Source organism: Pseudomonas sp. 43NM1 (genome assembly GCF_002836905.1).
GTDB lineage: Bacteria > Pseudomonadota > Gammaproteobacteria > Pseudomonadales > Pseudomonadaceae > Aquipseudomonas > Aquipseudomonas prosekii.
In genome coordinates, this window is record NZ_MKGS01000133.1 from 1 (window position 1) to 24,260 (window position 24,260).

Annotated in this window: 25 protein-coding genes; 19 read left to right on the forward strand and 6 right to left on the reverse strand. The window is 59.0% G+C overall.

The window, feature by feature from the left end; translation table 11 throughout:
• Positions 1-172, forward strand: a 172-nt coding sequence (locus BI292_RS11950) for a helicase HerA-like domain-containing protein (protein WP_157831253.1), incomplete at its 5' end; no start/stop codon positions are given.
• A gap of 105 nt (positions 173-277) precedes the next feature.
• On the opposite strand, the gene BI292_RS11960 is transcribed toward BI292_RS11950, so the two are convergent.
• Complete coding sequence (locus BI292_RS11960) at positions 278-733, reverse strand: DUF721 domain-containing protein (protein ID WP_092278773.1); 456 nt, start codon at positions 731-733, stop codon at positions 278-280.
• A gap of 307 nt (positions 734-1,040) precedes the next feature.
• Between BI292_RS11960 and secA the strand changes: the two genes are divergently transcribed.
• From secA to BI292_RS11980, 4 genes are all read left to right on the forward strand, one after another.
• Entirely contained in the window at positions 1,041-3,776 is a 2,736-nt protein-coding gene (gene secA / locus BI292_RS11965) for a preprotein translocase subunit SecA (RefSeq protein ID WP_092278775.1), read from the forward strand.
• Between the two features lie 120 nt (positions 3,777-3,896).
• Positions 3,897-5,114, forward strand: coding sequence for a bifunctional glutamate N-acetyltransferase/amino-acid acetyltransferase ArgJ (argJ, locus tag BI292_RS11970; RefSeq protein ID WP_101208001.1), 1,218 nt, complete (start codon positions 3,897-3,899; stop codon positions 5,112-5,114).
• A gap of 142 nt (positions 5,115-5,256) precedes the next feature.
• Entirely contained in the window at positions 5,257-5,889 is a 633-nt protein-coding gene (locus BI292_RS11975) for a glutathione S-transferase family protein (RefSeq protein ID WP_101208002.1), read from the forward strand.
• On the forward strand, positions 5,886-6,836 hold the full coding sequence (locus BI292_RS11980) for a Nudix family hydrolase (RefSeq protein ID WP_101208003.1): 951 nt from the start codon (positions 5,886-5,888) through the stop codon (positions 6,834-6,836). The genes BI292_RS11975 and BI292_RS11980 overlap by 4 nt, the downstream gene beginning before the upstream one ends.
• 122 nt (positions 6,837-6,958) lie before the next feature.
• Here the strand turns inward: BI292_RS11980 and BI292_RS11985 are convergent, their stop codons facing one another.
• The 3 genes from BI292_RS11985 to BI292_RS11995 are packed head-to-tail and all read right to left on the reverse strand — an operon-like array spanning position 6,959 to position 10,542.
• Positions 6,959-7,540, reverse strand: a complete 582-nt coding sequence (locus BI292_RS11985) for a cob(I)yrinic acid a,c-diamide adenosyltransferase (RefSeq protein ID WP_101208004.1) — start codon at positions 7,538-7,540, stop codon at positions 6,959-6,961.
• A gap of 2 nt (positions 7,541-7,542) precedes the next feature.
• Positions 7,543-9,579 carry a PAS domain-containing sensor histidine kinase gene (locus BI292_RS11990; RefSeq protein ID WP_092278785.1) on the reverse strand — a complete coding sequence of 679 codons (2,037 nt, stop codon included), beginning with the start codon at positions 9,577-9,579 and terminating at the stop codon, positions 7,543-7,545.
• A 45-nt stretch (positions 9,580-9,624) separates the two neighbouring features.
• Positions 9,625-10,542, reverse strand: a complete 918-nt coding sequence (locus BI292_RS11995; protein ID WP_101208005.1) for a putative 2-dehydropantoate 2-reductase — start codon at positions 10,540-10,542, stop codon at positions 9,625-9,627.
• A gap of 150 nt (positions 10,543-10,692) precedes the next feature.
• On the opposite strand from BI292_RS11995, the gene BI292_RS12000 reads away from it, so the two are divergent.
• Together BI292_RS12000 and BI292_RS12005 are read left to right on the forward strand one after the other, a co-directional pair.
• Complete coding sequence (locus BI292_RS12000) at positions 10,693-11,178, forward strand: YajQ family cyclic di-GMP-binding protein (protein ID WP_008029244.1); 486 nt, start codon at positions 10,693-10,695, stop codon at positions 11,176-11,178.
• A gap of 139 nt (positions 11,179-11,317) precedes the next feature.
• Entirely contained in the window at positions 11,318-12,160 is an 843-nt protein-coding gene (locus BI292_RS12005; RefSeq protein ID WP_092278789.1) for a mechanosensitive ion channel family protein, read from the forward strand.
• Positions 12,161-12,417: 257 nt separating this feature from the next.
• Here the strand turns inward: BI292_RS12005 and BI292_RS12010 are convergent, their stop codons facing one another.
• Positions 12,418-13,755: an OprD family porin gene (locus BI292_RS12010; RefSeq protein ID WP_101208006.1), complete on the reverse strand. Its 1,338-nt coding sequence runs from the start codon at positions 13,753-13,755 to the stop codon at positions 12,418-12,420.
• Positions 13,756-14,625: 870 nt separating this feature from the next.
• On the opposite strand from BI292_RS12010, the gene BI292_RS12015 reads away from it, so the two are divergent.
• Both BI292_RS12015 and BI292_RS12020 read left to right on the forward strand, forming a co-directional pair.
• Positions 14,626-15,063, forward strand: coding sequence for an HIT domain-containing protein (locus tag BI292_RS12015; RefSeq protein WP_101208025.1), 438 nt, complete (start codon positions 14,626-14,628; stop codon positions 15,061-15,063).
• Positions 15,064-15,066: 3 nt separating this feature from the next.
• Positions 15,067-15,273: a SlyX family protein gene (locus BI292_RS12020; RefSeq protein ID WP_092278793.1), complete on the forward strand. Its 207-nt coding sequence runs from the start codon at positions 15,067-15,069 to the stop codon at positions 15,271-15,273.
• A 112-nt stretch (positions 15,274-15,385) separates the two neighbouring features.
• Here BI292_RS12020 and BI292_RS29345 read toward each other — a convergent pair whose 3' ends face one another.
• Positions 15,386-15,988, reverse strand: coding sequence for a cold-shock protein (locus BI292_RS29345; RefSeq protein WP_092278795.1), 603 nt, complete (start codon positions 15,986-15,988; stop codon positions 15,386-15,388).
• A 310-nt stretch (positions 15,989-16,298) separates the two neighbouring features.
• Between BI292_RS29345 and BI292_RS12030 the strand changes: the two genes are divergently transcribed.
• The 10 genes from BI292_RS12030 to tolQ all read left to right on the forward strand — a co-directional run bounded on the left by BI292_RS12030 (position 16,299) and on the right by tolQ (position 24,252).
• Positions 16,299-16,769 (forward strand): Dps family protein, encoded by a 471-nt coding sequence (locus BI292_RS12030; RefSeq protein WP_092278797.1) that lies wholly within the window; start codon positions 16,299-16,301, stop codon positions 16,767-16,769.
• A gap of 268 nt (positions 16,770-17,037) precedes the next feature.
• Positions 17,038-17,352 (forward strand): ribbon-helix-helix domain-containing protein, encoded by a 315-nt coding sequence (locus BI292_RS12035; RefSeq protein WP_092278799.1) that lies wholly within the window; start codon positions 17,038-17,040, stop codon positions 17,350-17,352.
• Between the two features lie 150 nt (positions 17,353-17,502).
• Positions 17,503-17,724: an FmdB family zinc ribbon protein gene (locus tag BI292_RS12040; RefSeq protein WP_010457489.1), complete on the forward strand. Its 222-nt coding sequence runs from the start codon at positions 17,503-17,505 to the stop codon at positions 17,722-17,724.
• Between the two features lie 106 nt (positions 17,725-17,830).
• A complete protein-coding gene (gene aspS / locus BI292_RS12045) occupies positions 17,831-19,606 on the forward strand; it encodes an aspartate--tRNA ligase (RefSeq protein WP_101208007.1) in 1,776 nt (591 codons plus the stop codon).
• A 133-nt stretch (positions 19,607-19,739) separates the two neighbouring features.
• Positions 19,740-20,486, forward strand: a complete 747-nt coding sequence (locus BI292_RS12050; RefSeq protein WP_092278803.1) for a YebC/PmpR family DNA-binding transcriptional regulator — start codon at positions 19,740-19,742, stop codon at positions 20,484-20,486.
• Positions 20,487-20,642: 156 nt separating this feature from the next.
• Complete coding sequence (gene ruvC / locus BI292_RS12055; RefSeq protein ID WP_054044997.1) at positions 20,643-21,167, forward strand: crossover junction endodeoxyribonuclease RuvC; 525 nt, start codon at positions 20,643-20,645, stop codon at positions 21,165-21,167.
• Between the two features lie 114 nt (positions 21,168-21,281).
• A complete protein-coding gene (gene ruvA / locus BI292_RS12060) occupies positions 21,282-21,899 on the forward strand; it encodes a Holliday junction branch migration protein RuvA (protein ID WP_092278805.1) in 618 nt (205 codons plus the stop codon).
• On the forward strand, positions 21,900-22,961 hold the full coding sequence (gene ruvB, locus BI292_RS12065; RefSeq protein ID WP_054044994.1) for a Holliday junction branch migration DNA helicase RuvB: 1,062 nt from the start codon (positions 21,900-21,902) through the stop codon (positions 22,959-22,961). It begins immediately after the preceding gene.
• Positions 22,962-23,099: 138 nt separating this feature from the next.
• Positions 23,100-23,567: a tol-pal system-associated acyl-CoA thioesterase gene (gene ybgC / locus BI292_RS12070; protein ID WP_092278807.1), complete on the forward strand. Its 468-nt coding sequence runs from the start codon at positions 23,100-23,102 to the stop codon at positions 23,565-23,567.
• Complete coding sequence (gene tolQ, locus BI292_RS12075; RefSeq protein ID WP_092278810.1) at positions 23,557-24,252, forward strand: protein TolQ; 696 nt, start codon at positions 23,557-23,559, stop codon at positions 24,250-24,252. The genes ybgC and tolQ overlap by 11 nt, the downstream gene beginning before the upstream one ends.
• Positions 24,253-24,260 lie beyond the last annotated feature (8 nt).

Here is a 24,260-nt window from a genome sequence, read left to right on the forward strand (position 1 = left end):
GGATAAACCCGCTGCCGAGGAGCCGAGCTTCACCGACAAGGCCGGGGAGTTTCTGGGCACAGCGGCGGGGCAGGCGTTGAAATCGGCGATGCGCCAGGCGGCTAATCAGATTGGTCGACAGTTGGTGCGCGGGTTGATGGGGTCGTTGCTCGGTGGCAGCAAACGCCGTTGAATACCTGAATGGCCATAATCAATGTAGGAGCGAGGCTCGCCCGCGAAGCTTTTGGCGCCCTCAAGGACCTCTTCGCGGGCAAGCCTCGCTCCTACAGGATGTGTGTCAATCCTTGGGTTTGGCGTGCGCCGCCAGGCGCTCCAGCGCTGCCCGCAAATTCGGATCGCTGATCCCGTCGGCCGTCGCCTGAATGGTCGCACCCGCATCGCTGGATAAACTGATCGTGTGCCCGGCCGCGCCTTGCTGCACGGTCGGCGGCTGAACCTTGAATAGAATCCGCGTCAGGCTGGCGAACTCATCAAACAACTGCAATTGCCGTTGCAGGCGTTTTTGCTGGTAACGCAAGCGCGTCGCCCAGTGACCGTCGGTGACAATCAACAGCAAGCTGCCTTCGCGCCACGACGCCACATGGCAGTGCTCGCGTGCGGCAGGCTGCAACTGGCTTTCCACCAGACGTTGTAAATGACCCAGGCGTTGAGCGTGGCCGAAGATGGCTTTCAGCGGTTTGGCTTCGCGAAGCAGAACGGCGGGTGCTCTGGCCGTGAGGGGGCGAAATGCCATGATCAGACACCTGAAGTAACAGAGCGGCCATGGTAGCAGAAAGCATTCGATCAGCCTGACCCATTGCTTTGCGCGCGCTTTACCCATTAAATCAACAAGTAACTTCTGCCGTGAATGGCTTGAAGTTCAGCAAAAAGCCCTTATTTTAAGTGAGCCCCGTAACAGCGCAGTGCATGCATCGTGGAACAACGCCACTTTCCTCACCTTCGTTTCCGGGTAGAATGCTCGTTCGCATGCGGCCATGAGGGCTGCTCGGGCGACTCACGGGGCCGCCCTCCATCCCTTTAGTGTGGAAGATCCTGCCGATATGTTTGCGCCTTTGTTAAAGAAACTTTTTGGAAGCAAGAACGAGCGTGAAGTCAAACGCATGCTCAAGACGGTGCAACTCGTCAATGCCTTCGAAGAGCAAATGGTGGCCCTTTCGGACGATCAGTTGCGTGCCAAGACAGACGAGTTCAAGGCCCGCATCGCCAAAGGGGAAACCCTCGACAAGCTGTTGCCAGAAGCCTTTGCGGTCGCCCGTGAAGCCGGTAAACGTGTCATGGGTATGCGTCACTTTGACGTCCAGTTGATCGGCGGCATGACCTTGCATGAAGGCATGATCGCGGAAATGCGTACCGGTGAAGGCAAGACCCTGGTGGCAACGCTGGGTGTTTACCTCAACGCGCTGTCCGGCAAGGGCGTTCACGTAGTAACCGTGAACGACTACCTGGCTCGTCGTGACGCCAACTGGATGCGTCCGCTCTACGAATTCCTCGGTCTGTCGGTCGGTGTGGTCACGCCATTCCAGCCGCCGGAAGAGAAGCGCCTGGCTTACGCCGCGGACATCACCTACGGCACCAACAACGAATTCGGTTTCGACTACCTGCGCGACAACATGGCGTTCAGCATGGAAGAAAAATTCCAGCGCGAACTCAATTTTGCCGTGATCGACGAAGTCGACTCGATTCTCATCGACGAAGCCCGTACACCGCTGATCATCTCCGGTCAGGCTGAAGACAGCTCCAAGATGTACGTCGAGATCAACAAACTGATCCCGCAACTGGAACTGCACGTCGAAGAAGTTGAAGGCGAAGTCACCAAGGCTGGCCACTACACCGTTGACGAGAAGACCCGTCAGGTCGAACTCAACGAAGCCGGTCACCAGTTCATCGAAGACATGCTCACCCGCGTCGGCATGCTTGCCGAGGGCGAGAGCCTGTACTCGGCGCACAACCTGGGCCTGCTGACTCACGTGTATGCCGGTCTGCGTGCGCACAAACTGTTCCATCGCAACATCGAATACATCGTGCAGGACGGTCAGGTTGTCCTGGTCGACGAACACACCGGCCGTACCATGCCGGGTCGTCGTCTGTCCGAGGGCCTGCACCAGGCCATCGAAGCCAAGGAAAACCTGAATATTCAGGCCGAAAGCCAGACCCTGGCGTCGACCACGTTCCAGAACTACTTCCGTCTGTACAACAAGCTGTCCGGCATGACCGGTACTGCCGACACCGAAGCGTTCGAATTCCACCAGATCTACGGTCTGTCGGTAATGGTTATCCCGCCGAACAAGCCGCTGGCGCGTAAAGACTACAACGACCTGGTGTTCCTCACCGCCGACGAGAAGTACGCGGCGATTGTTGCCGACATCAAGGAGTGCATGACCCAGGGCCGTCCGGTGCTGGTGGGTACTGCAACCATCGAAACTTCGGAACACATGTCGCGCCTGCTTGAGAAAGAAGGCATCGAACACAAGGTTCTGAACGCCAAGTTCCACGAAAAAGAAGCCGAAATCATTGCCCAGGCCGGTCGCCCAGGCGCATTGACCATCGCCACCAACATGGCTGGTCGCGGTACCGACATTCTGTTGGGCGGTAACTGGGAAGTGGAAGTGGCTTCGCTCGAAGACCCGACCCCTGAGCAGATTGCCCAGATCAAGGCCGATTGGCAGAAGCGTCACCAGCAAGTGCTGGAATCCGGCGGTCTGCAGGTAATCGCTTCCGAGCGTCACGAATCGCGCCGTATCGACAACCAGTTGCGTGGTCGTGCCGGTCGTCAGGGTGACGCGGGTTCCAGCCGCTTCTACCTGTCGCTGGAAGACAGCCTGATGCGCATCTTCGCCTCTGATCGGGTGAAGAACTTCATGAAGGCCCTGGGCATGCAGTCCGGCGAAGCGATCGAGCACCGCATGGTGACCAACGCCATCGAAAAGGCTCAGCGCAAGGTTGAAGGGCGCAACTTCGACATTCGTAAACAATTGCTCGAGTTCGATGACGTCAACAACGAACAACGTAAAGTGATTTATCACATGCGTAACAGTTTGTTGGCCGCTGACAACATTGGCGAAACCATCGCCGATTTCCGTCAGGACGTGCTCAACGCAACGGTCAGCGCGCACATTCCACCGCAATCGCTGCCAGAGCAGTGGGACGTGGCCGGTCTGGAAGCCGCGTTGCAGAGCGACTTCGGCGTGGCGTTGCCGATCCAGCAATGGCTCGACGAAGACGATCACCTGTACGAAGAAACCCTGCGCGAGAAGCTCATGACCGAGCTGCTGGCGGCGTACAACGAGAAAGAAGAAGCGGCAAGCGCCGAAGCGCTGCGCACCTTCGAGAAGCAAATCGTCCTGCGCGTTCTTGATGATTTGTGGAAAGACCACCTGTCGACCATGGATCACCTGCGTCACGGCATCCACTTGCGTGGTTATGCGCAGAAGAACCCGAAGCAAGAGTACAAGCGCGAGTCGTACACGCTGTTCTCCGAGCTGCTGGATTCGATCAAGCGCGACTCGATCCGTGTGTTGTCGCACGTTCAGGTGCGCCGCGAAGATCCGGAAGCCGAAGAGCAACGTCTGCGTGAAGAAGCCGAGGCACTGGCGGCGCGCATGCAATTCCAGCACGACGAACCGCCGGGTCTCGAGCAACCGGAACTGCTCGGTGAAGAGGTCGATGTCGCCCTCGCCACCGCGCCGGTGCGCAACGATCAGAAGCTGGGCCGTAACGAACTGTGCTACTGCGGTTCGGGCAAGAAATTCAAGCATTGCCACGGGCAGATCCAGTAAAACCCGTTTCAATCGCTGAATACCCCGCGCCGCGACCGGCATCAGCCGTCGCGGCGTTTTGCCATTTGAACGCCGACGCTGCGGCGCCGGTGCTGACATCATTTATTAAGGAGCGCATTCATGGCTGTTGGTCTTGGTCCTTTGCCAACGTTGCACCCGGTTGCCGGTTTTGAACTCGGTATTGCCTCGGCCGGCATCAAGCGCCCTGGGCGCAAGGATGTCGTGGTCATGCGCTGCGCCGAAGGTTCGACCGTTGCGGGCGTGTTCACCCTGAACGCGTTTTGCGCCGCGCCAGTGATTCTGGCCAAACAACGCGTGCAAGGCCCGGTGCGTTACCTGCTGACCAACACCGGCAATGCCAACGCTGGCACCGGCGAACCTGGCCTCGCCGCCGCCGCACGCACTTGCGCGAAACTGGCTGAACTGACTGGCGTCGACGCCAGCCTGGTGCTGCCGTATTCCACCGGCGTGATCGGCGAGCCACTGCCGGTCGAGAAAATCGAAGGCGCACTGCAAGCCGCGCTTGATGATCTGTCGGTAAACAATTGGGCAGCCGCCGCCACCGGCATCATGACCACCGACACCTTGCCGAAAGGCGCCAGCCGCCAGTTCGAACATGACGGCGTGACCATCACCGTCACCGGCATCAGCAAGGGCGCGGGGATGATCCGCCCGAACATGGCAACCATGCTCGGCTACATCGCCACTGACGCCAAAGTCTCCCGTGATGTGCTGCAAAACCTGATGCTGGACGGCGCCAACAAGTCGTTCAACCGCATCACCATCGACGGCGACACCTCGACCAACGACTGCTGCATGCTGATCGCCACCGGTCAGGCTGCGCTGCCGGAAATCACTGCGGCCAGCGGCGAACTGTTCGCCAAGCTCAAACAAGCGGTGTTCGAAGTGTGCATGGACGTGGCCCAGGCCATCGTGCGTGACGGCGAAGGCGCGACCAAGTTTGTCACCGTCGAAGTCAATGGCGGCGGCAATCACCAGGAATGTCTCGACGTCGGTTACACCGTGGCGCACTCGCCGCTGATCAAAACCGCGCTGTTCGCCTCTGACCCGAACTGGGGGCGCATCCTCGCCGCCGTCGGCCGTGCCGGTGTGCCGAACCTCGACGTGAGCAAGATCGATGTGTTCCTCGGTGACGTGTGCATTGCCAGCCGTGGCGCGCGCGCCGAGACCTACACCGAAGCCCAGGGCTCGGCGGTGATGCAGCAGGAAGAAATCACCATTCGGATCGAGCTGGGTCGCGGCGATTGCAGCGAAACCATCTGGACCACCGACCTGTCCCACGAATACGTGAAGATCAACGCCGAATACCGAACGTAAGACCGCGGCGCCTCATTCGCGGGCAAGCCTCGCTCCTACAGGTAGGACATCGCCCTTGTAGGAGCGAGGCTTGCCCGCGAAGAGGCCCGACCAGACGCCAAAGATTCCGGCCCTGAATTCCTCAACAAAAAAGGTCCCGAACATGAGCCTGCACCTGATCATCGGCGACAAACTTTATTCCTCCTGGTCCCTGCGCGGTGCCTTGGCGCTCGACCTGACCGGCGCTGCGTACACCGAAGAACTGATCAAACTCAATCAGCCCGACACCCGCGAACGTGTGCTCAAGCATTCGCCGACCGGCAAAGTGCCGCTGCTGAAAACCGCCCACGGCTTGATCGCCGATTCGCTGGCCATCGCCGAATACCTCGCTGAACAATTCCCCGAGGCCAACCTCTGGCCCAAAGACACCGCCGCGCGCGCCCAGGCCCGTTCGGCCTGTGCGCAAATGCACAGCGGATTTTTTGCGATGCGCAGCAATATGCCGTTCGACTTGAGTCGCGACCAGGCACTGCCATCGACGCCGCCAGAGGTTGCAGCGGAAATCCAGCGCATGCTGGCGCTGTGGGCAGAATGTCGCGCGGTGGCGAGTGAAACCGGGCCGTTCCTGTTTGGCCCTGCCTCGCTGGCCGATGCGTTTTTCGCGCCGATTGCCGTGCGTCTGCGCACTTACCGGGTGAAGTTGCCGGCGGCGGACGAGGCTTATGTTGAAACCATTTACCAATGGCCGTTTTTCAAGGCCTGGCAGAAAGCCGGTCTTGCGGAGGTAACGCAGTGAAACGAGTTCACGTCGCCGCCGCCGTCATCCGTGACAGCGCTGGCAAGATTTTGATTGCACGCCGTGCCGATACCCAGCATCAGGGCGGTTTGTGGGAATTCCCCGGTGGCAAAGTCGAGGCTGACGAGTCGGTCGAAACCGCTCTGGCCCGCGAGCTGCAGGAAGAGTTGGGCATTGTCGTCAGCGCCGCACGGCCGCTGATCAAGGTTCAACACGACTACCCGGACAAGCAGGTGTTGCTGGATGTCTGGGAAGTCTCGGCGTTTAGCGGTGAGCCGCATGGCGTTGAAGGCCAGCCGTTGGAGTGGGTCGCCCAGCGCGATTTGCTCAATTACGAATTTCCTGCGGCCAACCAGCCGATCGTCGCCGCCGCGCGGTTGCCGGCCGAGTACCTGATTACCCCGGAAGACCTGGAAACCCCGGCGCTGCTGCGCGGCATCCAGAAAGCCATTGCCAGCGGCATCAAGCTGATCCAACTGCGCGCGCCGAACGGCTACGACCCGAAATATCGCGATTTGGCGGTGGACGCGGCGGGGCTGTGTGCCGGCAAAGCGCAGTTGATGATCAAGGGACCGTTCGAATGGCTGGGCGATTTCCCGTCCGCCGGTTGGCACATCACCGCCGCGCAATTGCGCAAATATGCGCAGAAGGGCCGCCCGCTGCCGGCGTCGCGCTGGTTGGCGGCGTCCTGCCATGACGCAGAAGAACTGGCGCTGGCCGAGCAAATGGGCGTGGACTTCGTGACGTTGTCGCCGGTGCAACCGACCCAGACTCACCCGGATGCGCAGCCGTTGGGTTGGGAACAGGCTGCAAGCCTGATCGCCGGTTTCAGCAAACCGGTGTTCTTGTTGGGTGGCGTTGGCCCGGCGGACCGGCAGCAAGCCTGGAAAGCAGGGGCACAGGGTGTGGCGGGGATTCGCGCGTTCTGGCCCGATTCTTTGGTCTAGCGGCTGGCCTCTTCGCGGGCAAGCCTCGCTCCTACAGGATTTGTGTCGTTCACAACATCCGCGAACAGCATAAACCGTGTAGGAGCGAGGCTTGCCCGCGAAGGCGTCCTCGAAGGCGCCGACTACACCTGAGGCTTCGCCGCCGGTTGCCACAATATCTCGGCGATTCCCTGGCGCTTGGCAATCAGCCGTGCCGCCACAAACAGCAAATCCGACAAGCGATTGATATACGCCAGCCCAACCCCGGTCAGCGGCTCTACCGCATTCAAATGCTGACACCGGCGCTCGGCACTGCGCGCCAGGCTTCGGCACACATGCGCTTGCGCAATCAACGCCGAACCGCCCGGCAGAATGAAATTCTCCAGCGGCCCCAGCTCTTCGTTCCACAGATCAATCGCCGCTTCCAGGCGCTCGATTTCCGCGTCGTTCAACGCCTGGTAAACCGGCATCGCCAGTTCGCCACCGAGGTCGAACAAGCGATGCTGACACGGCGCCAACACCTCGATCACTTCATTCAAACCCGGATACACGGCGCTTTCCGCCGCCAACCCGGCCAGCAACACGCCGACCTGACTGTTCAACGTATCGACCTCGCCAATCGCCTCGATGCGCGGGTGATCCTTGGGCACGCGGCGGCCATCGCCCAGGCCGGTCTCGCCTTTGTCGCCGGTGCGGGTGTAAATCTTCGACAAGCGAAAGCCCATGGTTACCTCGGTAGCTGATTGAGTTCTTGAGAGACCAGCGGGGTGCCCGCCAACGGCAGGCGCAAAGTGAAACAAGTGCCCTGGCCGAGGGTCGATTGCACTTCCATCTGACCTTTGTGGTTGTTGGTGATGATGAAATACGAAACGGACAAACCGAGCCCGGTGCCCTGGCCGATTTCCTTGGTGGTGAAAAACGGCTCGAAGGTGCGTTTGCGCACGTTCTCGCTCATGCCGATGCCGTTGTCCTCGACCTGAATCTCGGCCCACGGCGGATTGAGTTTGGTCCGCAGAATGATCCGCCCCGGCTCGCTGTCGTCTTCACGCTGGTGAATCGCCTGCGCGGCGTTCTTCAACAGATTGAGCAGCACTTGTTCCAGTTCGTTGGCAGTGCCGGGCACCGGGCCGAGCGCGGGGTCGAACTGGCGAATGATCGCCTGGCCCTTGAAGTCAAAACCGATCGCCAGATCAAAGTCGTTACCGGCGATTTCCACGGCTTGGTCGATCAGCGCCGGCAAGTCGCACGGGGCCATTTGCCGCGTGCTGCGACGGCTGAAACTGAGCATGTGCGTGACGATCTTTGCCGCCCGCGCGCCGGCCTGCTGGATGCCATCGAGCAATTGCGGGACTTCCCGCGCTTGCAGGTATTGATTGACGGTTTCCAGCTCAATGCCGACCTGTTCCGCTTGTTCGAGGTTTTTCGGCAGCTCCGGCGACAGGCGTCGGCGGATGTTCTGCACGTTGTGCAGGATCGCGCCCAGCGGGTTGTTGATTTCGTGGGCCATGCCCGCGGCGAGGCCACCGACCGAAAGCATTTTTTCCGATTGCACCATCATTTCTTCCAGCGACAGGCGCTGGGTGATGTCATCGATGCGGATCACCACGCCACGCCCGGCGCCGCCCATCAGCGGATAGAACGTCAGCGCGTAATGCTTGGCTTCATCGTCCTTGATCCAGGTCACGCGCTCGATTTTCGCCACGGTGTGCTGTTCGACGGTTTGCTTGAGTTGCGGCAAAAACGGCTTGAGCGGTTCGAACGCGAGGAAGATCGGCTGGTTCAGCGCTTCGTCCAGACGCGTGCCGGACAGGGCGCTGGCCTCCTGATTCCACTGTGTGACGTAGAGCTGCTCATCGAGGGCGATCAGCGCCGAAGGCATCGAGTCGATGATGCTGTTGAGGTAGTTCTGGAAACCGGTGAGTTTCTTCTCGATCTTGCTCCGCACCTGCACTTCCAGTTCCAGTTTGCGGTTGGTGTGGCGGGTTTCTTCCGCCAGACCTTGTGCCTGATCGTAAGCCTCTTGCGACTCATCGCGGGCGCGCTTGAGCTGCTGCTCGCGCGCCTCGATCCGCGACAGCATGGTGTTGAACGCCTCGGCGAGGCTGCCGATTTCGTCGTGGTTGCCGCGAGAGGCGCGCAGCGCATAGTTCTCTTCGCGGGTGACTTGGCGCGAGAGCTCTTCGAGTTGATGAATCGGCCGGGTGATCAGGCGTTTGATCTGCCGCGCAATCACCAGCCACAGCAACACACTGAAGATCAGGATGCCGAGGCTCGCGGTCAGGGTGCCGGTGTAAAACGCCATCGGCAATTCGCTGCTGGCCACCAACAGCAAATGCCCCGGCTGAGTACCGGGGCGGGGCAGGGTGATGATCTGGTTGCTGCGAAACTCCGTGGATTGCCAGGCTTCGATGTGCCGATAGCGCTCCGGCAACTTCAGTTTGTCGCCGTGCTGCAACTGCGCGAGACGCTCGCCGTTACCGTCGTACAGTGCTGCGGCGCGCAACGGTGAATAACTGTTGAGTTCCTTGAGCAGGCGGTCGGCGCTTTGCGGCGACTGCAACGCTTCGGACACCAGACTCGGATTCGACACCAGCCGGCCGATGGTTTGCAGGGCCTGCGGCGCCATGCTTTCCTGGGAAATGTAATACGCGGCGCTGATAAACGTCAGGTTGGCGACCAGCAGCACGGTGATCAACAGCACCAGCAAAGCGGCCAGCAATTTCTGGCCGACGGGAAGGTTTTCGAGGCGCTGGCGCAATGGCATCAGGTTCGTCGCTGAAAGGGAACAAGTCGCCAGCGTAGCCGCTGCTCAGTCGCTGGGCAATCCAAGGCTGTGCAGATGCGTGACCAGGCGCTGCTGCAATTGATTGAGGTGCGGCAGGTTCAACTGATGCCGCGCCGCGACTTTGCACACATGGCCCAACAGATAGCTGATTTCAGTGCGGCGCTGATTGGCGACATCCTGATACATCGACGAGTAATTGGCGGCGGTGGCCTGGATCACCCGTTCCACTTCCTGCTGCAAGTCCTCGGCAGCAGCGGGCTGGCCGCAGCGCTCGAGCAGCTCGGTCAGCTCGACGCAGAGCGTGGCGACTTCGCAATGATGGTCCTGCAACCCACCGTTGCGGCAACCGTGCAGCACCGTCAGCGGATTGATCGCGCAATTGAGCGCAAGTTTGCGCCACAGCCGCGTGAGGATTTCGGTGCTCCATTCGTGGGGAATGCCGGCGGCGTTCAAATCGTCCAGCCAGATCGGCGCCACCGGATGCCCGGCATCGCCGAGCCAGGTGTAACCGTGGCCGGCGAACACCACGCGCCAATCGCCATCGCGAAACGCGCCTTCGGTGCTCGACGCGCTGATGCAGCGTGCTTGCGGCACGCGCGCCGCCACGGCGTCCTGACTGCCGAGGCCGTTCTGCAACAGGATCAGTTCGGCGCCCTCCGTCAGGCGCGACGCCAGTTGCGCCACGGCGTGCTCGGCGTCGTAGGCTTTGCAGGCGACCAGCAAGCGGCTGATCGGCGCGTCGCTGTCAGGTGTTTCAGCGGGCACGGCGTAAGTGTTCGCGCTGCCGTTCTCGACCAGGGTCAAGCCGCCCGCCGCGTGATATGCGTTTAAACGATTTTCGTCTCGCACAATCAAACGCACCGCAACCCCCGCGCGCGCCAGGCGGGTGGCCCATAACGTGCCGAGGCTGCCGGCGCCGAGAACATGCCAGGTGGTCGACATCAGCTTTTTGCTCGGTTTGAGGCACGCATGAGAGGCTCGCAGTATCGGTTGGAAAAGACCCGTTATAATGAGCCCGATTTTAACCGCAAGCCAAGCGCGCTCCATCGTGATCGAGCGCGCCTTTTTTTACCGGATTATTGGAGAAATTACATGCCGTCGTTCGACGTGGTATCCGAACTGGACAAACACGAAGTCACCAACGCGGTCGAGAACGCCGTCAAGGAACTCGATCGTCGTTATGACCTGAAAGGCAAGGGCACTTTCGAGTTCAAGGAAAAGGAGCTGACCGTCAACCTGACCGCTGAAGCCGATTTCCAGCTCGAAGCGATGATCGAAATCCTCAAGCTGGCGCTGGTCAAGCGCAAGATCGACGTGCAGTGCCTTGAGGTCAAGGATGCTTATGCGTCGGGCAAGTTGATGAAGCAGGAAGCCGTGCTCAAGGAAGGCATCGACAAGGAGCTGGCGAAGAAAATCGTCGCTCACGTCAAGGACGCCAAGCTCAAGGTCCAGGCCGCCATTCAGGGCGAGCAAGTGCGGATCACCGGCAAGAAGCGCGACGATTTGCAGGAAGCCATCGCGGCCCTGCGCGCCAAGACGTTCGACATGCCGCTGCAGTTCAACAACTTCCGCGACTGACCCTCGCAACACACAATCCTGTGGCAGTGAGCCTGCTCGCGATGAGGTCGTGGCATTCGACACCTGTGTTGAATGACTCAGCGCCATCGCGCGCAGGCTCGCTGCCATAGCAGGATTGTGCTGACCCCGGAGAAAGTAGATGGATTTGAATACTGAAGTGGACCATTTGGTAAAGGCCTCGCAGGCCTGGATCCCGATGATCATGGAATACGGCAGCCGTGTGCTGCTGGCGGTGATCACCCTGGCCATCGGCTGGTGGCTGATCAACAAAGTCACGCAAAAACTCGGCGGCCTGCTGGCCCTGCGTAACGCCGACCTGGCGCTGCAAGGTTTCATCAGCAGCCTGGCCAACATCATTCTCAAAGTGCTGCTGATTGTCAGCGTCGCATCGATGATCGGCGTCGAGACCACCTCGTTCGTTGCCGCCATCGGTGCCGCAGGTCTGGCAATCGGCCTGGCATTGCAGGGCAGCCTGGCGAACTTCGCGGGCGGCGTGCTGATTCTGTTGTTCCGTCCGTTCCGCATCGGTGACTGGATCGAAGCCCAAGGCGTGTCCGGCACGGTCGACAGCATTCAGATCTTCCACACAGTGCTGCGCACCGGCGACAACAAAACCATCATCGTGCCAAACGGCAATCTGTCGAACGGCATCATCACCAACACCAATCGTCAGCCAACCCGCAAAGTTGTGTTCGATGTCGGCGTGGACTACGAAGCGGACTTGCAGAAAGCCCGTCAAGTGCTGCTCGACCTGGCCAACGATGAGCGCGTGATGACCGACCCGGCACCGCAAGCCGTTATCTCGACGTTGGGTGACAGCTCAATCACTGTTTCGCTGCGTGTGTGGGTGAAGACTGCGGATTACTGGGATGTGATGTTCATGTTCAACGAACAGGCGCGTGACCGTCTGAAAAGTGCCGGCATTGATATTCCGTTTCCGCAGCGAGTTATTCGCGTGGTTCAGGAAGCACCAGTGCAATAAGTCTGTTGAATTTGGCCAGCAGCTTTTTTAGTTGGCCGTTCAGTCAACTTAAAAGCGGCAGCCCAAGAGTCGGTAAGGCTCTTGGGTTTTTTTATGTCTGCACTTCCGGAAAGATAGCTGGCTAATGTTATTAGTTGAAGTTAGTTAGCTTGCTTTCGAAGTTGCGTTGTAACGCGCATAAAAAAACCGCCCACCTGAAACAGGTGAGCGGTTTTTGTCAGAGCAGAGCTCTACAGTACGACCGTTTTACATCCTGATTACAGGATGGTCAGCGGGTACTCAATGATCAGGCGGGTGTCGTAGTTGTCAGAAGCGTAGCCGCTGTACGCGCCGTTCGAGCGGTAGTTGGCGAAACGCAGACGCATCGACAGGTCTTTTGCCGGACCGTCCTGGAATACGTACTTGGACTCAACGTTCCACTCGTTTTCCTTGCCTTCACCCAGACCGTTGGTCTTGATGTTGTCACCCATTACGTAACGGGTCATGAAGCTCAGGCCAGGAACGCCGTAAGTTTTCATGTTCAGGTCGTAGCGAGCCTGCCAGGAGCGCTCGTCGCGGCCCACGAAGTCGGAGATCTGAATGGAGTTGGCTACGAAGATCGTGCCGTTACCGTCAACGCCGTAGTAGTAGCCGTTGTCACCGCTGGAGCGCTGGTGAGCGACGGTGAACTTGTGTGCGCCGAGGCTGTAAGCAGCTGCCAGGGACCACAGTTTGTTGTCTACGCCGGTGGTGCCGTCGCCGATTGCGTCGACCAGGTCGCCGCGCTTCTCGCCTTTGGTGTTGTACCCGTTGAAGTCGAAGTTCAGCGACTGATCTTCGTTGATCGGCAGGGTGTAGTTCAGGTTGATGTACTGCTTCTTGAAGTAGTCATCAGCGTCGGAAGCCGCTACTGCACCGGTGAAGTTATCGGTGAAGGCGTAGCTGGCGCCGAAGATATTGATGTTGGTCAGGCCTTTGCCGCCAAAACCGTTTTCATCGGAGAGACCGCCGATGCTGTCACGACCCATGCCGGTTTGCTTGCTCAGGGAGGTGAAGCGACCTGCGCTCAGTTCCAGGTTCTTGATCTCTTTGGAGGTGATCAGAGTACCGGTCGCGACTTCTGGCAGCAGACGGCTGTCATCGGTAGCAAATACTGGGCTGGCAACGAATTGCTGGCCGTATTTCAGAGTTGTGTCGGAGAGGCGGAACTTCACTGCTGCGCCGGACTTGGACTGAGTCTTTTCCGGGTTGCCCTCGCTGTCGTTAGCGAACAGGCCGTTACCGCGACGCCCCGAACCACCGTCCAGTTTCGCCGAACCCATCACCATTGCATCCAGGCCTACGCCGATGGTGCCTTGGGTGAAACCGGACTCGTAAGTGATCAGCTCGCTGATACCAGTGTCCTGACGATAGCCGCTTTCAAAGGTGCCATCACCTTTGGCGATGTTACCGGCACCGTTCTTGAAATCACGGTTCATGTACTGGATACGGGTCTTGGCTTTCAGACTTTGGTCTTCGATAAAGCCTTTGGACTCGTCCTGGGAGGACGCGATTGCGAACTGCGAGGTGCCTGCTGAAACAGCCAGTGCGATTATGCTCCACTTCATCACGCGCATCGTGATTTGCTCCTTTGGTTTTTAGAAGAGTACTGCCGTCCCACCTGTTTTATTATCTGGGCGGCTCTTTCTTTTTGTGTCGGCGCAAACTTATATCACGCCGACAATGTTGGCGATACTTGCTCATCTATCCTTTCAGCTTCTTTACGACCCTGTCGCAAACAGCTGTGTAGATGTCGCAAATTTACAACCTCGACGCAAGCGGACAAACAACTTCGACGTTGTTTTTCAAAGCTTTGGCGTCGCTAAAAAGAGTCCCTGGCGCAACCTCTGAAACTCCATCGGGCAACCCTGCCGCTGTTTTTATTTGCCTGAACGCTGCCACTTCCAGTGGACGTTTCCAAGCGATATGGGAGTGAATGCAACAAGCGTGCTCAAACCTGGATTCTGTTGCTGTTTTTTTCAGAAATTGTGCTGGTCCCTGCAAAAACCTCATAAAACCGGGGGTTTCAAGTGCGTTTTGTTTGCGCTTGACGCCATGCGTGACCTGGTGTTGCTGCACCCTGAAAAATGCGCGACCACGAAAAACGTTACCGGTTCACCCCTGAAGTGAGTAATTGGCGGATCCCCGACCGCCTCAGCGTAGACGCGATGTGCGGTTTTGGTGCAGAAAATTTCAATCACTGTGTCGAATTCATACAGCTTGGCCACAGGCGCGAGGTGGGCGGGTGAGCGTTTGTCAGTCACTTCGGCTGTTTTCGCCGAGCGCCTGGTTCTGTAATGGTGCGTTCGCCGTAAAAATGTCTCATGGCGGGGCGCGGGTTCCGGCGGCAGGGCATTCGCGGGTATGCTGCCGTCCTGTCGCTTGGCGCGCGGCCTTGGAGCCGGGGCGCTAAGCTGAAACTGATGAACCAGGCGGGAGTGCGCGCAGTGTTCGCTTTAGATCCACAACTTCAACAAGACACTTTACCCATCGGTGATTTCCCTCTCTGCCGGCTGCTGCTGTCCAACGACGCGAATTACCCGTGGTTCATCCTGGTGCCGCGCCGCGAAGATATCAGCGAGTTGTTTCAATTGGATGTCGATGATCAGCAGCAGCTCTGGCAGGAAACCAACGCATTGGCGGAGATGCTCAAAGACCTGTTCGACGCCGACAAAATGAATGTCGCGACGCTGGGCAACGTGGTCAGCCAACTGCACATGCATGTGATTGTGCGCCAGCGCGACGATGCCGCGTGGCCGGCGCCGGTCTGGGGCAAGCACCCGGCCAAGCCGTACACCGCCGAGCAGGTCGCAGCGATTCGCGAGCGGCTGCGCTCGGTGCTTGCCGATCAAATCACCTGGTTGTCATCTGAAGGGAGCGTGTAAGCGATGAATCTCGAAGAGCGCGTCAACGATCTGGAGAGCCGTCTGGCGTTTCAGGACGACACCATTCAGTCATTGAACGATGTGCTGGTGGCGCAGCAGCGCGTGGTCGAACGCCTGCAACTGCAAATGTCGGCGTTGCTGCGCCGTCAGGAAGAAATGGCCGGGCAGTTCGAGTCCTCCGAAGAAGAGGCGCCACCGCCGCACTATTAATAAGGCAAGGGTCAAGAACGCAAGGGTTGAGAAGGCAAGAACGCCGGACAAACCCCGGGCAATAAAAAACCGCGAACAGCCAGGCTGTTCGCGGTTTTTTTATCGCTTGGGATCAGCGACGGGGCAGTGCGGCGATCACGTCTTCGGCTTGCAGGCCTTTGTCGCGGTTCATCACCGAAAACTCCACGCGCTGGCCTTCGACCAGAACGCGGTGGCCTTCGCCACGAATGGCGCGAAAGTGCACGAAAATATCATCGCCCGAATCGCGCGAGATAAAGCCGAAGCCTTTGGAGGTGTTGAACCACTTGACGGTGCCGGTATCGCGGTTGCTCATGTCATAGCTTGGCGAGGAGGCGGCCGGTGACGATTTGTAGAAGCTGATGGCCAAGTGCAGAAACACGGCAACCAGGGTAACAACGAGGCTGAACAGCACCGCAGGTTGACCGGCAATAACCGGCATCGGAGCGATCAGTGTCAGGGTTTGCAGCACCACAGCCAGGACCAGCAGAGCGCTGACGAGGTTTTGCAGTTGGTGGCGAGGACCTTTGTTCCAGTAAGGGATAACCGGCGCGAGGGTCAGGTTGAGCAGGCCGAAAAAGGCCAGGTAAAGTGCATCGGGTTGTTGCAGGTAAGGTACCGCTTCGGATTGCAGGCTAGGGATGAAGGACAGCAGCAAAGCTGCTGCGCCCATTAGCAGGTGGACGATTTTCAACATTTTGATTGACTCACGTTAAGACGGATCACAAGGAAGAGCTGACAAGGCACGGTTCGCTTCAGAACAATAAGAGGCGGTGGACACGTACCCGCTATCAGCCTATGCGCCGGCCCCCGGAAAAATAAGGGAATGACGACACGCTGCCTATTTAACAGCAAAGCCTGCGGCTACTCAAATCAGGCAGTCGGGCGGCGACCCTTGGGCGATTTGTCGCAGGCTGGGCAATTATCCGGGGCTGCATGGCGTGGACAGCCTTGCTACAGTGGTCCTGCACTTGTCGGACGAATTTCATCACCTTTAGGGGATAAGCATGGCAATCGATATCGGTATCAGTGAAGAGGATCGCAAGTCCATCGTCGACGGGCTGTCGCGTCTGCTGTCGGACACCTACGTGTTGTACCTGAAAACCCACAACTTCCACTGGAACGTCACCGGGCCGATGTTCCGGACCCTGCACCTGATGTTCGAAGAGCAATACAACGAGCTGGCGCTGGCAGTCGATTCGATCGCCGAGCGTATTCGTGCGCTGGGCTTCCCGGCGCCTGGCGCCTATTCGGTGTACGCGCGGCTTTCTTCTATTAAAGAAGAAGAGGGCGTGCCGAGCGCCGAAGACATGATCAAGCAACTGGTCGACGGGCAAGAGGCGGTCACCCGCACCGCGCGCGGGATCTTCCCGCTGCTGGACAAAGTCAGTGACGAGCCCACGGCCGACCTGCTGACCCAGCGTATGCAAGTCCACGAAAAAACCGCGTGGATGCTCCGTTCGCTGCTGGATCACTAAGTGCGAAGGTGCGCGGATGACGCCAGCGGCGTTGTTCGTGCACCGCGGTTCTTGTAGCCGGAATCTCTATTCGGCTGCGGAAAGTCGCCGTGCAGCTGTAGGAAACTGTCCGGCCTAGGACCGTGTCCAGGATCCTCCCTCATTTGTTGGCTTATCCTACGTCGATGGTCATAAAGTCATCTGGCTATAACTTTGCGCCTGCGTTTTTATAAGGATTCAGGAGAACTGATCTGATGAAAACCACGGATGGCAAAGGAGTGTCAGCGCTATGGTTTATGGACAAAGTGAGCGCGAATGGAGGTTTGTCGCGCAACCGGCGATAAAGATTGACCCGTTTGTCAGTGAATTTGATATGGGCTTGGCCCGGCCGTTATCGCGGTCGGTGCGCTTGAACGGTTTTGCGACCTGCCTGCGGCTCGAGCAGGTCTATTGGGACATTCTGGGCGAAATGGCCACCCTCAACGGCTGCTCGGTGAGTACCTTGTTGTCGCACGTGGACCGCGAGGTGCATTTGCGTCACGGCGGGGTGAAGAATTTCACCGGGCTGGTGCGCGTGGTCTGCGTCGTCCACAGCTTGAAGTGAAGTGTGGATAAGCCGGTTTGAGGTTGAAACGGGCGCAGTGTCGGTCTGTGCAGTCTTACGGCTGCACAGGCCGCATTTAATCGATATAATCCCGCTCTTTGCCGCAAAACCCTGCGTTTGCGGTAGCAATCTGATCACCGAGACAACCCCATGCCGATGTACGACTATCAATGTGCTTCCTGTGGTCATCAGTTGGAAGCCATTCAAAAGATCAGCGCAGCACCGCTGGTCGACTGCCCTGCGTGCCAGGCACCAGAGCTGAAGAAGATGCTGTCCATGCCGGGTTTCCGCCTCAGCGGCACCGGTTGGTACGAAACCGACTTCAAGACCGGTTCGAAGAAAAACCTGGCCGGCGGCGACAAGGCTGACTAGGTTTGCAACCTGTTGAACGACACGCGTGAGCTCTTGCATCATCTGGCAACTGCCGTGAGCACGACCTCCAACCGAATTTCGAATTACGAGAAGTGAAACCACTACCATGATGCGCAGCCATTATTGCGGCCAACTGAACGAAGCCCTGGAAGGCCAGGAAATTACCCTTTGCGGATGGGTTCACCGTCGCCGTGACCACGGTGGGGTGATTTTCCTCGATATCCGTGATCGTGACGGTCTGGCCCAAGTGGTGTTCGACCCGGATCGCGCTGAAACCTTCGCCGCCGCCGACCGCGTGCGCAGCGAGTACGTAGTCAAGGTCACCGGCAAGGTGCGTCTGCGTCCGGCCGGTGCGACCAACGCCAACATGGCGTCGGGCATGATCGAAGTGCTGGGCTACGAACTGGAAGTGCTGAACGAAGCGGAAACCCCGCCGTTCCCGCTCAACGAGTTCTCCGACGTTGGCGAAGAAACCCGCCTGCGTTATCGCTTCCTCGACCTGCGTCGCCCGGAAATGCTCGAGAAGCTGCGTCTGCGTTCGCGCATGACCACCAGCATCCGTCGCTTCCTCGACGAAAACGGCTTCCTCGACGTCGAGACGCCGATCCTGACTCGCGCAACTCCGGAAGGCGCCCGCGATTACCTGGTGCCGAGCCGCACCCACGCCGGTTCGTTCTTTGCATTGCCGCAATCGCCACAGCTGTTCAAGCAACTGCTGATGGTTGCCGGCTTCGACCGCTACTACCAGATTGCCAAGTGCTTCCGTGACGAAGACCTGCGCGCTGACCGTCAGCCGGAATTCACCCAGATCGACATCGAGACCAGTTTCCTCGATGAAAAAGAGATCATGGCCATCACCGAAAAAATGATCCGCAACCTGTTCAAGGAAGTGCTGGATCTGGAATTCGGCGAATTCCCGCACATGACCTTCGAAGAAGCCATGCGCCGTTACGGTTCCGACAAGCCAGACCTGCGTAACCCGCTGGAACTGGTAGACGTTGCCGACCAGCTCAAAGAAGTCGATTTCAAAGTCTTCAGCGGCCCGGCCAACGATCCGAAGTGCCGGATTGCCGCACTGCGCGTTCCAGGCGCTGCGAGCATGCCGCGCAAGCAGATCGACGACTACACCAAGTTCGTCGGCATCTACGGTGCCAAGGGCCTGGCGTACATCAAGGTCAACGAGCGCGCCAAAGGCGTCGAAGGCCTGCAGTCGCCGATCGTCAAGAACATTCCTGAAGCCAACCTCAATGTGATCCTCGATCGCGTTGGCGCGGTTGACGGCGACATCGTGTTCTTCGGTGCCGACAAAGCCAAGATCGTCAGCGAGGCCCTGGGCGCACTGCGGATCAAGGTCGGCAACGACCTGAACCTGCTGACCTGCAAATGGGCGCCGATGTGGGTTGTCGACTTCCCGATGTTCGAAGAGAACGACGACGGCAGCTTCACTGCCTTGCACCACCCGTTCACCGCACCGAAGTGCACGCCGCAGGAACTGGAAGCCAACCCGGCGACCGCACTGTCCCGCGCCTACGACATGGTTCTGAACGGCACCGAGCTGGGTGGCGGTTCGATCCGTATCCACCGCAAGGAAATGCAGCAGACCGTGTTCCGTCTGTTGGGTATCAATGAAGCGGAACAGGAAGAGAAATTCGGCTTCCTGCTCGACGCCCTGAAATACGGCGCGCCGCCGCACGGTGGCCTGGCTTTCGGCCTCGACCGTCTGGTGATGCTGATGACCGGCGCGCAGTCGATCCGTGAAGTGATCGCGTTCCCGAAAACCCAGAGCGCGGCTGACGTCATGACTCAGGCACCGGGCGCTGTCGACGCCAAGGCATTGCGCGAATTGCACATTCGTTTGCGCGAAACGCCTAAGGCTGAATAAGCCCGGGCTGAGTAAGGCTGACCCTGAAGGCGCATCCTCATGGGATGCGCCTTTTCTTTAGGTCGAGATTTTTTCTTGCTGGCCGGCGCTGATGCGCGGCGGGCAATGTTTCAAAGAGAATTCGGAGCGAGTTATGGCGGGTCATTCGAAGTGGGCGAACATCAAGCACCGCAAAGAACGTCAGGATGCCAAGAAGGGCAAGATTTTCACCAAGTGGATTCGTGAACTGACGGTTGCGGCCCGTCAGGGTGGCGGCGATCCGGGCTCCAACCCGCGTCTGCGTCTGGCGCTGGATAAAGCCCTCGGCGCCAACATGAGCCGCGACATCATTGATCGCGCGGTCGCGCGCGGTGCCGGCGCTGCCGATACCGACGACATGGTCGAACTGACCTACGAAGGCTACGGCCCGGGCGGCGTGGCAGTGATGGTCGAATGCATGACCGACAACCGCAATCGCACCGCAGCGGCCGTGCGCCATGCGTTCAGCAAATGTGGCGGCAACCTTGGCACCGACGGCTCGGTGGCTTATCTGTTCGAACGCAAAGGGCAGATTTCCTTCGCGCCGGGCATCGATGAAGACGCGCTGATGGAAGCTGCGATGGAAGCCGACGCCGACGACGTGGTCACCCACGAAGACGGTTCGATTGAGGTGTTTACCTCGTTCGCCGGTTTCTATTCGGTGCGTAACGCGCTGGAAGCAGCGGGTTTCAAAGGTGACGACGCGGAAATCGTGATGCTGCCGACCACCAGTGCCGAACTGGATCTGGAAGGCGCGGAGAAAGTGCTCAAGCTGATCGACATGCTTGAAGACCTGGATGACGTGCAGAACGTTTATTCCAATGCCGATATCCCGGAATCGGTTGCCGCGCAACTGGGTTGAGGGCGAGTAAGATCCCCTGTGGGAGCGAGCCTGCTCGCGAGCGCGGATTTCAGGCAGCATCGTTGCTGAATATGAAACCGCTTTCGCGAGCAAGCTCGCTCCCACATTTGTTATTCGTGTAGTGAATACCGTGCTTTTACTGAACCCGCAGGCGTTATGACTTTAATCCTTGGTATCGACCCCGGTTCGCGCATTACCGGTTACGGCGTGGTACGCGATACCGGGCGCGGCTGTGTTTACGTGGCGTCGGGGTGCATTCGCACCGGTTCCGGCGAGCTGCATGAACGCCTGCAAATCGTCTATCGCGGCGTGCGCGAAGTGATCCAGACCTATGGCCCGACAACCATGGGCATCGAAAAAGTCTTCATGGCGCGCAACGCCGACTCTGCGCTGAAACTTGGTCAGGCGCGCGGCGCGGCCATTGTTGCTGGCGCCGAAGAAAGCCTGGAAATCGCCGAGTACACCGCGACCCAGGTCAAGCAAGCGGTCACCGGCACCGGCGCGGCGAATAAAGAGCAGGTGCAAATGATGGTCATGCACATGCTCAAACTCACCAGCAAACCGCAAATCGATGCCTCGGATGCGCTGGCGATCGCGATTTGTCACGCGCACACCCGTTCCAGTCTGCTGCCGCATGGCCTCGGGACTGCACGCAGTCGTGGCGGGCGCCTGCGTCTCTGATAGCATCAGCAATCATTTTTACGGGATGAGGGTTTTGCGCCTGTGTCGTCGGCGCCAAACCCTGGTCCTGTCAGTCGCCAGCACCTGGCTGGCCAACGCTCAAGGATCTGAAACGTGATTGGACGCTTGCGCGGCACCCTGGCTGAGAAACAGCCGCCGCACCTGATTCTGGATGTAAACGGCCTCGGGTATGAGTTGGAAGTGCCCATGACCACGCTGTATCGCTTGCCGTCGGTCGGTGAACCGCTGACGTTGCACACCCATTTAGTCGTACGCGAGGACGCGCAGTTACTCTATGGCTTCTACGGCAAGCGTGAGCGAGACTTTTTTCGCGAGTTGATCCGTCTCAATGGTGTAGGGCCGAAATTGGCCTTGGCGCTGATGTCGAGCCTGGAAGTCGATGAGCTGGTACGTTGCGTGCAGTCCCAGGACACCTCGGCGTTGACCAAGGTGCCGGGTGTCGGCAAGAAGACTGCCGAGCGTTTGCTGGTCGAACTCAAGGACCGCTTCAAGGCCTGGGAAACCGTGCCGGCGATGTTTGCACTGGTGCCGAACCAGCCGGGAGGGCCGGATGCGCCAGCCCCGGCGGTCACCGCCGAGAGTGATGCGATCAGCGCGCTGGTCTCCCTGGGCTACAAGCCGCAGGAAGCCAGCAAGGCGATTACCTCGATCAAGGAGAAAGGTTTGAGCAGTGAAGATCTGATTCGCCGTGCCCTGAAGGGAATGATTTAAGTGATTGAAGCTGATCGTCTGATTGCCGCCACGCCGGGCCCTCGTGATCGCGAGGAAGTCCAGGACCGGGCGATTCGTCCCCTCAGCCTGGCCGAATACATTGGCCAGCCCACCGTTCGCGAGCAAATGGAGTTGTTCATCCAGGCCGCTCGCGGGCGCAGTGAATCGCTGGACCACACGCTGATCTTCGGCCCGCCGGGCTTGGGTAAAACCACGCTGGCCAACATCATCGCCCAGGAAATGGGCGTGTCGATCAAAAGCACCTCGGGGCCGGTCCTTGAGCGCCCGGGCGATCTCGCCGCGCTGCTGACCAATCTTGAGCCGCATGACGTGTTGTTCATCGATGAAATCCATCGGTTGTCGCCGATCGTCGAAGAAGTGCTGTACCCGGCGATGGAAGATTTCCAGCTCGACATCATGATCGGCGAAGGGCCGGCCGCGCGTTCGATCAAACTGGATTTGCCGCCGTTCACTCTGGTCGGCGCGACCACCCGCGCGGGCATGCTGACCAACCCGTTGCGCGACCGTTTTGGTATCGTCCAGCGCCTGGAGTTCTACAGCACCGCCGACCTGGCGACGATTGTCAGCCGTTCGGCGAGCATTCTCGGGCTGCCGCTGGACCCGGAGGGCGCCTTCGAAATCGCCCGTCGCGCCCGCGGCACGCCGCGAATCGCCAACCGCTTGCTGCGTCGCGTGCGCGATTTCGCCGAAGTGCGCGCCAAGGGCCACATCACCAAACCCATCGCCGACCTCGCGTTGAATTTGCTGGATGTCGATGAGCGCGGTTTCGATCATCAGGACCGGCGTTTGCTGCTGACCATGATCGAGAAGTTTGACGGCGGCCCGGTCGGCGTCGACAGTCTGGCCGCGGCGATCAGCGAAGAGCGTCACACCATTGAAGATGTGCTGGAGCCGTACCTGATTCAGCAGGGCTATATCATGCGCACTCCGCGGGGGCGGGTGGTCACTCGACACGCGTATCTGCACTTCGGTTTAAACATCCCGTCACGATTGGGCGAGATGCCCGTGGTAGACGAGTTCCTCGATGCAGTAGACGATTAATCACCTTTGCGGGCTGATCGATTGAGCGTTTGTGTGGTCCTAGGGGCTCACATGACGAATCTTTCGCTGGAAAGCTGCATAAACAATGAAAAACAGTTGCCTGGCTGGATTGGCAACCTGAGGAGTAAGCACTAGAGTATGCGCGCGCAAAACGGGCTTGAGCCTTCCGCATTTCGTTGTCGCGTTTATTACGAGGACACCGATGCGGGCGGCATCGTGTATTACGTTAATTACCTCAAGTTTATGGAACGGGCTCGAACCGAGCGGCTCCGGGAACTGGGCTTTGCCCAATCCCAGCTGGCAGGGGAGGACCTGTTGTTCGTCGTGCATTCCAGCGAAGCGCGATATCACGCGCCGGCGCGACTGGATGACGAACTGACGGTAAGCGCTGAAGTAATCGAATTGAACCGTGCCAGCCTGCGCTTTAAACAGCAGGTCAGGCGGGCTACGGATAATGTGCTGCTCTGCGAAGGGCAGTTTTTGGTGGCCTGTGTGCGCACTGACAGTTTGAAACCCCGGGCCATTCCCGAAGCTCTACGTGCGGCCTTTGCCGACGTGAGCGGCGCGGGTAAACACTCAAAGCAGGAGATAAAGCGTGGAAGCTAACGTCGTCGACCATTCCTCCATGTGGAGCCTGGTCAGCAATGCCAGCGTCGTGGTGCAGTTGGTAATGCTGATTCTGGTAGCCGCATCGGTGACCTCATGGATCATGATCTTTCAGCGCAGCAACTTGCTGCGCGCCGGTCGACGTGCCCTGGAGAGCTTTGAAGAGCGCTTCTGGTCGGGTATCGACCTGTCCAAACTCTACCGTCAGGCCGGCAGCAACCCTGACCCGGATTCGGGCGTCGAGCAGATCTTCCGTGCCGGTTTCAAGGAATTCTCCCGTCTGCGCCAGCAGCCAGGCGTTGACCCGGAAGCGGTCATGGAAGGCGTGGCCCGTGCCATGCGCGTGGCGATTTCCCGCGAAGAAGAAAAGCTCGAACAGAGCCTGCCATTCCTCGCCACCGTCGGTTCCGTCAGCCCGTATATCGGTCTGTTCGGTACGGTCTGGGGGATCATGAACTCCTTCCGTGGTCTGGCCACTGCCCAACAGGCGACCCTGGCCACCGTAGCTCCAGGTATTGCCGAAGCACTGATCGCCACCGCGATCGGCCTGTTCGCGGCCATCCCGGCCGTTATCGCTTACAACCGTTTTGCTGCACGCAGCGAAACCTTGCTGGGCCGTTACTACACCTTCGCCGACGAATTCCAGGCGATCCTGCACCGCAAAGTGCACACCAGCGAAGAATAAGCAGGTAA

What these genes read in the sequence shown, in the direction of transcription:
- BI292_RS29345 (WP_092278795.1), bottom strand. Translation starts at nt 15,988, where the DNA reads ATGTTGAAAATCGTCCACCTGCTAATGGGCGCAGCAGCTTTGCTGCTG.
- BI292_RS12050 (WP_092278803.1), top strand. Translation starts at nt 19,740, where the DNA reads ATGGCGGGTCATTCGAAGTGGGCGAACATCAAGCACCGCAAAGAACGT.
- argJ (WP_101208001.1), top strand. Translation starts at nt 3,897, where the DNA reads ATGGCTGTTGGTCTTGGTCCTTTGCCAACGTTGCACCCGGTTGCCGGT.
- BI292_RS11985 (WP_101208004.1), bottom strand. Translation starts at nt 7,540, where the DNA reads ATGGGCTTTCGCTTGTCGAAGATTTACACCCGCACCGGCGACAAAGGC.
- ruvC (WP_054044997.1), top strand. Translation starts at nt 20,643, where the DNA reads ATGACTTTAATCCTTGGTATCGACCCCGGTTCGCGCATTACCGGTTAC.
- BI292_RS12000 (WP_008029244.1), top strand. Translation starts at nt 10,693, where the DNA reads ATGCCGTCGTTCGACGTGGTATCCGAACTGGACAAACACGAAGTCACC.
- BI292_RS12010 (WP_101208006.1), bottom strand. Translation starts at nt 13,755, where the DNA reads ATGCGCGTGATGAAGTGGAGCATAATCGCACTGGCTGTTTCAGCAGGC.
- BI292_RS11960 (WP_092278773.1), bottom strand. Translation starts at nt 733, where the DNA reads ATGGCATTTCGCCCCCTCACGGCCAGAGCACCCGCCGTTCTGCTTCGC.
- secA (WP_092278775.1), top strand. Translation starts at nt 1,041, where the DNA reads ATGTTTGCGCCTTTGTTAAAGAAACTTTTTGGAAGCAAGAACGAGCGT.
- ybgC (WP_092278807.1), top strand. Translation starts at nt 23,100, where the DNA reads ATGCGCGCGCAAAACGGGCTTGAGCCTTCCGCATTTCGTTGTCGCGTT.
- BI292_RS12035 (WP_092278799.1), top strand. Translation starts at nt 17,038, where the DNA reads ATGGTTTATGGACAAAGTGAGCGCGAATGGAGGTTTGTCGCGCAACCG.
- BI292_RS12005 (WP_092278789.1), top strand. Translation starts at nt 11,318, where the DNA reads ATGGATTTGAATACTGAAGTGGACCATTTGGTAAAGGCCTCGCAGGCC.
- BI292_RS12020 (WP_092278793.1), top strand. Translation starts at nt 15,067, where the DNA reads ATGAATCTCGAAGAGCGCGTCAACGATCTGGAGAGCCGTCTGGCGTTT.
- aspS (WP_101208007.1), top strand. Translation starts at nt 17,831, where the DNA reads ATGATGCGCAGCCATTATTGCGGCCAACTGAACGAAGCCCTGGAAGGC.
- BI292_RS12030 (WP_092278797.1), top strand. Translation starts at nt 16,299, where the DNA reads ATGGCAATCGATATCGGTATCAGTGAAGAGGATCGCAAGTCCATCGTC.
- BI292_RS12040 (WP_010457489.1), top strand. Translation starts at nt 17,503, where the DNA reads ATGCCGATGTACGACTATCAATGTGCTTCCTGTGGTCATCAGTTGGAA.
- BI292_RS11990 (WP_092278785.1), bottom strand. Translation starts at nt 9,579, where the DNA reads ATGCCATTGCGCCAGCGCCTCGAAAACCTTCCCGTCGGCCAGAAATTG.
- BI292_RS11995 (WP_101208005.1), bottom strand. Translation starts at nt 10,542, where the DNA reads ATGTCGACCACCTGGCATGTTCTCGGCGCCGGCAGCCTCGGCACGTTA.
- BI292_RS11975 (WP_101208002.1), top strand. Translation starts at nt 5,257, where the DNA reads ATGAGCCTGCACCTGATCATCGGCGACAAACTTTATTCCTCCTGGTCC.